Genomic DNA, 9,694 nt, shown 5'->3' with positions numbered 1-9,694 from the left:
ACTCAGCATTGGGCTGGAAAAGCCCCGTCGCATTCGAAAGGAAAGTGGCTTAAACGAGCACTTGGGGCGGCACAAAAACGGGACAGGTCCAGTGTTCGGTGCATGTACTCCGTCTGTGACGCTGTTACCCGCAACATGTTCGTAACTTCGCCCAGTGAAATCTGCGATGATAAGCACGTCTCACAGTGACCAAGGTCTAATTTTGGCGTACCTAAAAGAGTTTCACTTTGCAGCATTTGGGAGGTAGGACTCGCAGCCGATCTCGGCGACAACGCGGCATCCTGTGATATCCTCTTTCGTCAACGTCGGGTTGTCGTTGTGGGCGGGAATGGCGGAAAGGAGGATCAGTTATGGATACACCAAACTTACCTGCCATTCGCGCACTTCGGCCAGCCTGGAACAAGGGCCGCATCGTCGGTCAGAAGCGGCCACTGAAACCTAAGCATGTCTGGGCAATCCGGGTGCGGCTTGAATTGGCAGAGAAATATCGTGATCTAGCTCTGTTCAATATGGCAATCGACAGCAAGCTTCGCGGGTGCGACCTTGTGAAGATGAAAGTTGTGGATGTGATGGCGTCTGGCCAGATCAAGGAACGCGCCTCAGTGCTGCAGAGCAAGACGCAGAAACCAGTCAGGTTTGAGATATCGGAAGGCACCCGCGCATCCGTCGAGAAATGGATGGAAGACGAACTGATGGTCGGATCAGAGTTTCTTTGGCCAGGCCGTTTTCATGAGCGACTTCACATATCGACACGACAGTATGCGCGGATTGTTCGGTACTGGGTCACGTCGATCGGACTGGAAGCTAGTGCATATGGCACGCATTCGATGCGGCGCACGAAAGTCACTCAGATCTACAAGAAGACTGGCAATCTTCGCGCCGTTCAGCTTCTATTGGGGCACACAAAGATGGACAGTACGGTCAGATATCTTGGTGTTGAACTTGAGGATGCTTTGGCCATTGCTGAAGCCATTGAAATCTAACATCTCTGGGCCGCCTACACGGGCGGCCCATAGCTGCCTTTCACCGGTTGGTCGAGACACTGCGACCGCGCCCGCATTCCGGTCATTCGCTGCAAGTGCAAATTTTGGCGCTGCACAAACTCACAGGTTGCGGACAATCCTGCCGTTAGCTCATCTTCAGTTGTAGAGTCGATCAGGTCGCACCGATCATCACCCTAGCCGGTGTGCTTTCTCCCGCCCTGTACGTCATCTGAATAGAACCAGTCGTCGGGATATGGATACCACCAGTCCGCCTCCTTCGCCTTCGGATCAATCACGACCATCTTGGGTCGTCTGAAAGCCTCGAGGCCTTGAAGGCCTAGCGTACGCCCAAGCCCAGAATTCTTGACGCCGCCAAAAGGCAAGGCATCGTTGTCCACGAGCGGGTTGTTGACCCAGACCATCCCCACCTGTAGCTTGTTCACCCCTTGAAATGCCTCGTCCAAGTCGCCGGTAAACAGGCATCCGCCAAGACCGAATTGTGACGCGTTTGCCAGTTCAAGCGCTTGGTCAAAGTCGCTCACCCGAATGACCGAGGCGACTGGCCCAAAAACCTCTTCCTGAGTTAGCGCCATGTCCGTCGTCACGCCGGTCAGGATCGTTGGTTCGAAAAACCAACCCGGCCCGACGTGATCCGGGGTACCGCCTCCTACCTCAACCACCGCGCCTTTCTCAGTTGCATCGCGCACCAGACGCTCGACCTTGTCGCGTGCCTCCTTGGAGGCCAAAGGTCCGATTTCCGCCACCCCCATTCCGTCGCCGATGCGCAGTTTCCGGGTTCGGGTCACGAATTCATCGACAAAATCGTCGTACACGTCATCCACTACAAAAATCCGTTCAGACGATGTGCAAACCTGGCCCGACTGCAAAAATGCAGCGGTAACCGCCCCGGCAGCAGCGACCGCGATGTCGGCGTGTTTACTGACGATCAGTGGATCGCTTCCCCCAGCCTCGATCACTGCGGGTTTCAGGTTCTCCGCTGCGGCCACTGCGACTGCACGACCTGTCGGCACGGACCCTGTAAATGCGACCACATGGGTTTTGGGGCTGGCAATCAGCTGTTTGCCCACGTCTGCACCACCCGGCAGGCAAGCAATCAGGTCTTGGGGCAACGCCCGAAAAAACTCCATGAACGCCATCGTGCACAAAGTTCCTGCAGGTGAGGCTTTCAACACTACACCGTTACCTGCCGCAAGTGATGCGGCCATCGACCAGCAGCCAAGAATGAGGGGGAAATTGTACGGAACCACATGCACGGACACGCCGTAGGGCTCGTATGTCTGATACTGAAAAGATCCAGTTTGCATCGTGCCGGCAATCTTGCCCGCGTCATTGCGCGCCATCTCGGCATAGTAGCGGAAAACCGGCGGGATGTTCGCAATCTCGCCGATCGATTCAGGGTAAGGTTTGCCCGTTTCCAATGTCATCAAGCGGGCGATCTCAGTCATGTCGCCGCTTTCGATGTCGTTGGCGATCTGGTGCAATACCCGCGCGCGAGATTTGCAGTCCATCGCGGACCACCTCCTTTGCGCCGCATTTACCCGGTCCAGGACCTGGTTCACGATCTGCGGCGACGGCTCACCAAAAACCCCGACGGGCTGCAAGGTAGACGGGTTGACCAGAGTGGTCCCACCACCCTCCAATGGCACATGCTTGGGGTTGAGGTAGTAGGTAGATTTGAACGGGTCACGCATTGGGCAGCCCCCTTGTTTGACAGGCATTGCGCCGTTAGCGGATCATGTACACTTTCTTGACCGTCTCGTGGACAGTGCAAACGCCTTTCCAGTCCTGCGGAAAAAAGGCCGCCGTATCGGGCGTAATCTCAATTACCTCGCCGCTTTCATGGATATAGGTACAGCGGCCTTCCAGAAAGTGGCAGAACTCGTCCTTGGTGACGTGACATTCCCACTTACCGGGAGTGCAGACCCAAAGGCCGCATTCGGACTGGCCGTCAGGCCCCTTGTGGATCAGCTTTCCCGAGGTGCGGGATTGCCCTTCAATCATCGTCGGGATTACCCCCCAATCGACAAGATCAGTCTGCTGGAGCGGGTTTTGCATACGTGGCGTGGTCATGTTTCAGGTTCGCGATCCGTTAGGTAGTAGGTGTTGCGCAATGTTTCCTCGACCGTGCATTCCCCTACCCAACCGGCGAGGAATAGTACGGCCGTTCCGGGCGTAACTTCGATGCTTTCGCCTGCATCCGACCGATAGACCGCGCGGCCCTGCACAAAATAGCAGAACTCGTCACGCGGTATCGTTAGGCGCCAGCGGCCTGGAGTGCAGACCCATGCGCCGATCTCCGGCCGGTTGTCAGGACCCTTGTGAACCAGCATACCCGATGAATGCGACTGGCCTTCAATCATGTCCGGCTGTAGCCCCCAGTCCGTGAGGTCGGTGCGGGTCGAGATTTCCGAAAGATGCGGGGCGCTGCTCATTCCGCGGCTTTCAGGATTTCGTCGAGAATGCCAGCTGCCTTGGTCGGGCCATGCCGTGACTGCATGTGAGCAGAGGTTGCCGCCATCTTCGCCTGCATTCCTGGATCGTTGATACATTTGTCGAGGGCAATAGCCAATTCATCATCGGTCCAGTCGTATCGGTGAAACCCGAACCCGTGGCCGGTTTCCTGAACACGGGTGGCGTTATCGTGGCCGTCCCAGACATAGGGCATAATGATTGCTGTTTTGCCGAAATATAGGCACTCTGTGAACGAGTTGTTACCGCCATGATGTATCACCGCGTCAACCTGCGGAATTACCGAAGGCTGGGGATACCAGCTCTGTATGTGCACGTTGTCGGGAATGTCTGTGTATTCGTCAATGTAATCCCCGACATTTACGAGCGCCCGGTAGGGCAACCTGGAAATGGTCGAAATGATCCTCTTTAGCAGGTCGGTGTCGCCTGCGCCAAGCGACCCGAAAGATACATAGAGAAGTGGTTTGTCATTGTTGGACTTAAACGTTGGCACCTCAAAGGGTTCTTCTTCGCGCACGCAACCTTCAAGATACTGAAACCGGTTTGGGTCCAGTGGGTTCTGCCGTTCGTACTTTGCCGGCTCGGGATAAAGCAGAAGGTTCATTGTGGGCGACGCTTCGAAAAACTCTCCAATCGGATAGGGGTCTTCGTTGCATCTGGCTAGGAACGCATTGTAGTCGTCGTGGATCGGCTTGATCACATCGTGGAGCTTTGCCTCATAGGCCTCCATGCCCTCGCGGTCATCCACCCGACAGCCCGATAAGTGCGGCGGCACAATCGGGTCCGGGATTTCGTTTTCGGAACATGAGATGATCCGCACCCACGGTACGCCGAACTGCTTGATGGCTGGGAACATAATGACATTATCCACGCAGATCATATCTGGTTTGATTTTTGCCAATACCTCGGGCAGATCTTTTTGCGCCCATTTTGCGCTGTCGACGATCGCCTCCCAGCAATCCTTGACGTAGTTATCGATTTGGTCAATCGGGGCTTTGCGAAAATTTGGGATGTGACCGTTGATGAAATCCTCCCAGAACTTTGCCATCGCCTCGGGTTCCATCGGCTCGGACAGGGCAACAGGATGCGCCTCAAACCCATAACCTTCATATACCTCGACAAAGCCGGGATCGCTTAGAAATACAGCCTTATGGCCCAGTTTCTCGCAGGCCTGCGCGATGCCAACCGAATTCAGCGCAGGGCCAAAGGCAGCTTCGGGGAAGAAGGCGATGGTTTTCTGTGACATTGTAGGTCTCCGGTTAGATTTGGCTTAGCAGTTGGGAAGGATGCGGGAATGTTTCGCGTCCCATACGCAGTGGACATCCTGACCCGGCTGGATATTTTCACGGTCGGCTTGGCTGGCGGGAACGCGGGCGGAAAGGGTGCTCCTCCCACCGCGAACGCGCACATGCACACCCAGGTCTGATCCGTGATAGGCGACTTCTTCGACAGTGCCTGGAAGGCAGTTGCGCCCATCTCGAGGGGCGGTCTGCATCAGGCTGACCCGTTCCGGGCGCACAGCAATCGTGGCAGCACCGCGCAGCTCGGAAACGCCCCTCAGCATTCCCGCCCCGTGGACATCGACACCGCCGTCGACGGCGTTACCATCCAGAAAGTTCATCACGCCTATAAAATCTGCAACAAAGCGCGATCCGGGGTGTTCGTAGAGCTCGTGAGGAGTACCGACCTGCGCCAGCTTACCATCATGCAAGACCGCGATCCGGTCGGCCATGACCAAGGCCTCTTCCTGGTCATGGGTCACAATTAGAAATGTAATCCCCACCTCGTGTTGCAACCGTTTGAGCTCCAGCTGCATCTCTTCTCGTAGTTTCTTGTCCAGAGCTGAAAGGGGCTCATCCAGCAACAGGACTTTTGGCCTTTTGACCAGCGCGCGCGCCAAAGCAACCCGCTGTCGCTGCCCACCAGAAAGCTGATCCGGCTTGCGCCCGGCAAATCCCGAAAGTTTCGCACTTTCCAGAACCTCGGCCACTCTCGTGGCAATTTCGTCCTTAGGCAATTTCTCCATTTCTAACCCATAGGCGATGTTTTTTTCGACGCTCATGTGCGGAAACAAGGCATAGGATTGGAACATCAGGTTCAGGGGCCGCCTGCTGGGACGTATGTTTGTCACGTTCTGCCCGGCAACGATTACCTGTCCTTCCTGTGGCGTTTCGAATCCCGCCAGCGTCCGCAATAGTGTGGTCTTGCCGCAGCCCGATGGGCCCAAAAGTGCAAAGAACTCGTTATCGCGAATATCCAGTGAAACATTGTCGATCGCGGTCACCAAACCGTATCGCTTGGTTATATTCCTGAGTTGAACCCCTTGGTTCATCGGCTGAAAACCTCTTTGTCGGTACGCTGTGCGAAGAAGACCAGCGTGAATGAAACGAACATGACGATGGTAGCCATCGCATTGATTTCCGGCGTGACGCCAAATCGGATCATTGCGTAAATCTGCATCGGCAACGTGGTCGAGGATTGCCCAGCACCGGCGGTAAAGAAGGCAATAATGAATTCGTCCACAGACAGGGTGAAAGACAACAGCGCCCCGGCGATAACCCCCGGCGCGATGGCGGGCAGCAGGATGCGGCGAAAGGTGGTGAATTCGCTGGCCCCAAGATCGGCACTGGCCTCAAGTATCGAATGGTCGAAATTGCGCATCCGCGTACGCACCACGGCGACAACAAAGGCTATGTTAAATACGACATGGCTGAGGATGATCGAATGAAGCCCCAACGTCATGTTGAGTAGGGTGAAAAAGGACAAGAGCGCGATGGCCAGAACTATGTCGGGGATGATCATCGGTGCGAACAGAACCGCGTCTAGAACTGAAGAATTACGCCGTGTCTCGACACCGACCGCCAAAAGCGTGCCGATTATTGTCGCCAGAACGGTCGAGATTAAGGCCACGATTAGCGTGTTGCGCGCCGCCGACAGTATTGGATCCGCGGTAAACAACTTGCCGTACCATTCCAACGAAAACCCGGTCCATACAGTTGGAAGTCCGGCCCGGTTAAAGCTTAACGCCATGAGCACAAGGATCGGCACATAGAGAAAGGTGTAAAACAAAACCAGGTGCAGCTTCAGGCCCATGTTGGATCGGTCCCGCATCAGTCCTGCCCTCTCTGTCCCGCTGCGCGATTGGCCAATACCGCCTGTGCGAACAAAAGCCCCATCATAATCGCAATCAGGAACATCGACAGCGTTGCTCCGAATGGCCAGTCGCGGGCGCTCAGGAACTGGTCATAGATCAGGTTTCCAACCATCTGAAGTCGCCCGCCGCCAAGCAAATCGGGCGTAATGAAATTGCCGATCGACAATACAAAAACAAAGACACCACCTGCCGCAATCCCGGGAACGGTCTGTGGCAGTATCACCCGGTAGAAAGTGGTCCAAGCGGGCGCTCCAAGATCTTCCGAGGCTTCTATGGTTTCGACATTTATGCGGTTCAGCGACGAATAGATCGCCAGAACCACAAAGGGGGTGTAGTTGTAGACAAGCCCAACGATCACCGCGAAATTGTTATAAAGCAGAGACAGCGGCTCATCGATCAAGCCTGCCCCCTGGAGAGTATTATTGATCAAGCCCTCGCGGTTAAGCATCACGATCCAGGCGTAAGTGCGGATTAGGTAGTTGGACCAGAACGGCAAGATCACCAAGATCAGCAAACCGGTCTGCCAACGGCGCGGCGCCAGCGTGATGGCATAGGCCGCCGGATAGGCGATCAGGATCGCGATTATCGTGGCCAGAAACGCGATCTTGGCCGAGCGTAAGAAGATCCCGAGGTAAAGAGGATCGGCGGCCCGCACAAAATTTTCAAACGTAAAGACGTGGTCGATGCCGCCATAGATACCGCGTTCAAAGAACGCATAGGTAAAAATAAGGCCACACGGCACCACCATAAGAAGCGCAAGCCAGCCCAGGCCCGGCCCCAGCAAGATCACCGATTTCAGTCGATTGGTCATATACTTGGCAATCTGTGGAGTGATGTCGTACAGGCCCGACCCTTTGTTCGGGTCGGGTTTTGCTCAGGGTTTGATCACTTACTGTGCGGCCATGATTTCGGTCACGGTCCGTGCAAAGGGTTTCTGGCCATTGCCGAGATCGCGCAACTGCTCGTACTTGGTAAGGTCTGCAGGCGACATTCCCATGTTCGGGAAGGTTTCGATCAAGGACGGGTCCAGCGCCTCCATCGCAGCCTTGTTCGGCGTTTTGTAAAGGATATTGCTGGCAACCCAGACACCGACGTCCGCGCCCAAGACATAGTTCACAAAGGCATGCGCCGCATCTTTGTTTTCAGATGCATCCGCGATGACTAGCGCATCTACCCACAGATCCGATCCTTCTGATGGTATCGTGTACTTGATGTCCGCGTTTTCACCGATGCCGTAGTTGCACCAGCCATCCCAGGCGTGAACCATCGTTGCCTCGCCCGATACCAACTTCAGATAAAAAGTTGCGTCATCGTAGGCCAGCAGATCCTGCTTCGCCGCAACCAGCAGGTCCTTTGCAGCCGCCAACGTCTCATCCGACGTATCGTTAAGCGACTTTCCGAGGGCTAGCGCAGCAGCCCCCATCAGCCAGCGATCCGTCGAGAGCATTGTCACTTTGCCTTTAAGGTCTTCAGAGGGTTTGAGCAGATCGTTCCACGAAGTTGGCTCTGCCATCAGGTCAGACCGGTAGCATAAGCCCGTCGTGCCCCAAGCGTATGGCATTGAATAGTTGTTGCCCGGATCATGGGCTAGTTCTTTAGCTTCGTCATACAGGTTAGAGGCATTCGGAACCTTGTCGTGGTCGATTGCAGCCACCAGCCCCAGGTTGTTTAACGCCTCGGCAAAAGGCGACGAGACGAAAAGAACGTCGTAGCCCTTGCCTCCACCGGCTACGACCTTGCCCATGATTTCTTCGTTAGTGCCATGCACCGAGAGCTCGGCCTCGATACCTGTTTCCTTGGTGAAATTCTCCAGCAGGTCCGGCGGCATGTAGCCGTCCCAGTTCGAGATCACGATTTTTTCTGCTTGGGCCGCTCCGGCGAATAAGCTGAGTGCGCAGGCCGCCCCGGTGGTGAGCCAAGCAAATGGCAAACGGAACGAATTGGTGAACTTGTTGGTCATGTCTTCCTCCCTTGACATCCGCGCTCGCTTCTGGGGCGAGATATATGATGCAATCACGGTATTTTTTGACGAAATAAAACTCAACATTTTTTTGAATCATTTTTGTATGGCCCGGAGAAGCCATTTAAGATACCGTTTTTATTGTATATTAACTAGGTATGACGAAAGCCGTCTTCTTATGCCACCAAGCAAATACTTGAAACTTGCTCAAAAAATACTGGATGTTGCGATGGATCTCGATTTGCATCAGGGCGACAGACTGGTGGAAAAAACCCTTGCTGATTCGTGCAGCGTCTCTCGCACTCCGGTTAGATCCGCATTGAGGCTGCTGGAAAAGGAGGGGATGGCACGCAAAGCGGCAGAAGGCGGGTTTGTCCTAGAATGCGAACCCGAAAAGGGGCATTCGATACTCAACCAGCATGCGGTCGGAGCAGGTGTGGATCTCGCTGGTGCCATCCTACGAGATCGCGGCGCCCGACGCCTGGACGGTGCCATCAATGTCACAGACCTGATCCGCAGATATTCGGTTTCCCGCAGCGCTGCACAGCGTGCGCTCGAAGCCCTCCTGGCCCAAGGCGTGATTCAGAAAGCCGAAGGTCAATCCTGGGTTTTCACGCGCATGCCGGGAGACCGCTCCGGACGAATAGAGAGCTACGAATTTCGTCTGATACTGGAACCGCAGGCCATTCTGTCCGACGGTTTCAAGTTGGACACCAAGCGCGCCGATCTGGTCCGCAGCCAGACCGAAGCGCTTCTGGCGCAGTCGGAAAACTCTTTCAATAGCCAGGATTTTCAAGACGCGGATCTTGCCTTTCACAAGCTCATCGCTCGATCGTCCGGAAACCAGTATCTAGCTTCTGCTCTCATGGCCCATCATGGGTTGCGCCACCTGCCGGGCGGATCATTCGGTATGATCGACTTTCGGATGAGGCAGGCGCTCGATGAACATCTGCGTATACTTGATTTCATCGAACAAGATCATTTCGATCTTGCGGCGGATCAGATGAGGGTGCACTTGCGGCTTTCAATGCACCAAAGGCCCAGCGTCGCCAATCGTGGTGCTCCGGCGCTAGTCCAAGCAACCTGCGGGTCAATCCGGTGAGTGAA

Annotated in this window: 10 protein-coding genes; 2 read left to right on the top strand and 8 right to left on the bottom strand. The window is 55.2% G+C overall.

The window, feature by feature from the left end; genetic code table 11:
* Window positions 1-350: 350 nt before the first annotated feature.
* Entirely contained in the window at window positions 351-983 is a 633-nt protein-coding gene (locus ACR0J7_RS05775; RefSeq protein WP_480871402.1) for a tyrosine-type recombinase/integrase, read from the top strand.
* A gap of 194 nt (window positions 984-1,177) precedes the next feature.
* Here the strand turns inward: ACR0J7_RS05775 and ACR0J7_RS05770 are convergent, their stop codons facing one another.
* From ACR0J7_RS05770 to ACR0J7_RS05735, 8 genes are all read right to left on the bottom strand, one after another.
* A complete protein-coding gene (locus ACR0J7_RS05770; protein ID WP_170463253.1) occupies window positions 1,178-2,695 on the bottom strand; it encodes an aldehyde dehydrogenase family protein in 1,518 nt (505 codons plus the stop codon).
* 34 nt (window positions 2,696-2,729) lie between these two features.
* Window positions 2,730-3,074 (bottom strand): cupin domain-containing protein, encoded by a 345-nt coding sequence (locus ACR0J7_RS05765; RefSeq protein ID WP_170463252.1) that lies wholly within the window; start codon window positions 3,072-3,074, stop codon window positions 2,730-2,732.
* Window positions 3,071-3,436: a cupin domain-containing protein gene (locus tag ACR0J7_RS05760; protein WP_170463251.1), complete on the bottom strand. Its 366-nt coding sequence runs from the start codon at window positions 3,434-3,436 to the stop codon at window positions 3,071-3,073. The genes ACR0J7_RS05765 and ACR0J7_RS05760 overlap by 4 nt, the downstream gene beginning before the upstream one ends.
* The gene (locus tag ACR0J7_RS05755) at window positions 3,433-4,719 is read right to left on the bottom strand and encodes a glycosyltransferase (RefSeq protein ID WP_480508400.1); all 1,287 of its coding nucleotides are present in this window, start codon (window positions 4,717-4,719) and stop codon (window positions 3,433-3,435) included. The genes ACR0J7_RS05760 and ACR0J7_RS05755 overlap by 4 nt, the downstream gene beginning before the upstream one ends.
* A 24-nt stretch (window positions 4,720-4,743) precedes the next feature.
* On the bottom strand, window positions 4,744-5,757 hold the full coding sequence (locus ACR0J7_RS05750) for an ABC transporter ATP-binding protein (RefSeq protein ID WP_480484407.1): 1,014 nt from the start codon (window positions 5,755-5,757) through the stop codon (window positions 4,744-4,746).
* 44 nt (window positions 5,758-5,801) lie between these two features.
* Entirely contained in the window at window positions 5,802-6,584 is a 783-nt protein-coding gene (locus tag ACR0J7_RS05745; RefSeq protein ID WP_170666106.1) for an ABC transporter permease, read from the bottom strand.
* A complete protein-coding gene (locus ACR0J7_RS05740; protein WP_170463247.1) occupies window positions 6,584-7,438 on the bottom strand; it encodes an ABC transporter permease in 855 nt (284 codons plus the stop codon). Before ACR0J7_RS05740 ends, ACR0J7_RS05745 begins: the two co-directional genes overlap by 1 nt.
* A gap of 78 nt (window positions 7,439-7,516) precedes the next feature.
* A complete protein-coding gene (locus ACR0J7_RS05735; RefSeq protein WP_170463246.1) occupies window positions 7,517-8,587 on the bottom strand; it encodes a polyamine ABC transporter substrate-binding protein in 1,071 nt (356 codons plus the stop codon).
* On the opposite strand from ACR0J7_RS05735, the gene ACR0J7_RS05730 reads away from it, so the two are divergent.
* On the top strand, window positions 8,586-9,689 hold the full coding sequence (locus tag ACR0J7_RS05730) for a GntR family transcriptional regulator (RefSeq protein WP_170463245.1): 1,104 nt from the start codon (window positions 8,586-8,588) through the stop codon (window positions 9,687-9,689). The two genes, ACR0J7_RS05735 and ACR0J7_RS05730, sit on opposite strands and share 2 nt — an antisense overlap.
* The last annotated feature ends 5 nt before the right edge of the window (window positions 9,690-9,694 follow it).

It is taken from the genome of Ruegeria sp. O4, assembly GCF_056535125.1.
Note: the sequence above shows the minus strand (reverse complement) of the source record. Positions and strands in the feature narration are given on the sequence as shown.